This window comes from Pseudoalteromonas sp. NZS11_1 (genome assembly GCF_015864275.1).
GTDB classification, from domain to species: domain Bacteria; phylum Pseudomonadota; class Gammaproteobacteria; order Enterobacterales; family Alteromonadaceae; genus Pseudoalteromonas; species Pseudoalteromonas arctica.
This window is the reverse complement of the sequence record NZ_JADYXK010000061.1, coordinates 1-1,227: the sequence shown is the minus strand read 5'-3', so window position 1 is coordinate 1,227 and position 1,227 is coordinate 1. Positions and strand designations below refer to the sequence as shown.

At 46.5% G+C, this 1,227-nt stretch carries 1 rRNA gene; it reads left to right on the top strand.

The features are described from left to right. Positions 1-164 precede the first annotated feature (164 nt). Positions 165-1,227: ribosomal RNA gene (locus I6F44_RS19485) — 23S ribosomal RNA — on the top strand; the annotation flags it as partial.

The following is a 1,227-nucleotide window of genomic DNA, read 5'->3' as shown; positions in this document are numbered from 1 at the left end:
TATTTATCAAGAGTTTTCAAAAGTAAAAAAAGAATGGTAGCAGTACCATTCAGTGCCATTTAGTTAACTCTTAGGAGTTGATTGATTGGTATCTACTTTAGTATTCAATATTGACTTCTGGCGAAGTTAAACTGTCACAAAACAAAGACCCGTTTGGGTTGTATGGTTAAGTGACTAAGCGTACACGGTGGATGCCTTGGCAGTTGGAGGCGATGAAGGACGTATTAACTTGCGATAAGCTTAGTCAAGCTAGTAAAAAGCGCTTGAGACTAAGATTTCCGAATGGGGAAACCCACCTGCTTGCAGGTATCGTTAACTGAATACATAGGTTAACGAGGCGAACGCGGAGAACTGAAACATCTAAGTACCCGTAGGAAAAGAAATCAACCGAGATTCCGAAAGTAGCGGCGAGCGAAATCGGAACAGCCCTTAAGCTTATTATGTGTTAATGGAAGGCTGCTGGAAAGCGCCACGATACAGGGTGATAGTCCCGTACATGAAAAGACATTTTAAGTGAAATCGAGTAGGTCGGAGCACGTGAAACTTTGACTGAATATAGGTGGACCATCATCTAAGGCTAAATACTCCCAACTGACCGATAGTGAACCAGTACCGTGAGGGAAAGGCGAAAAGAACCCCTGTGAGGGGAGTGAAATAGAACCTGAAACCGTGTACGTACAAGCAGTAGGAGCCCACTTGTTGGGTGACTGCGTACCTTTTGTATAATGGGTCAGCGACTTATATTTTGTAGCGAGGTTAACCGAATAGGGTAGCCGTAGGGAAACCGAGTCTTAACTGGGCGAATAGTTGCAAGGTATAGACCCGAAACCCGGTGATCTAGCCATGGGCAGGTTGAAGGTTGAGTAACATCAACTGGAGGACCGAACCCACTAACGTTGAAAAGTTAGGGGATGACCTGTGGCTAGGAGTGAAAGGCTAATCAAACCGGGAGATAGCTGGTTCTCCCCGAAATCTATTTAGGTAGAGCCTCGGACGAATACTTACGGGGGTAGAGCACTGTTAAGGCTAGGGGGTCATCCCGACTTACCAACCCTTTGCAAACTCCGAATACCGTAAAGTAATATCCGGGAGACACACGGCGGGTGCTAACGTCCGTCGTGAAGAGGGAAACAACCCAGACCGCCAGCTAAGGTCCCAAAGTCATAGTTAAGTGGGAAACGATGTGGAAAGGCCCAGACAGCCAGGAGGTTGGCTTAGAAGCAGCCA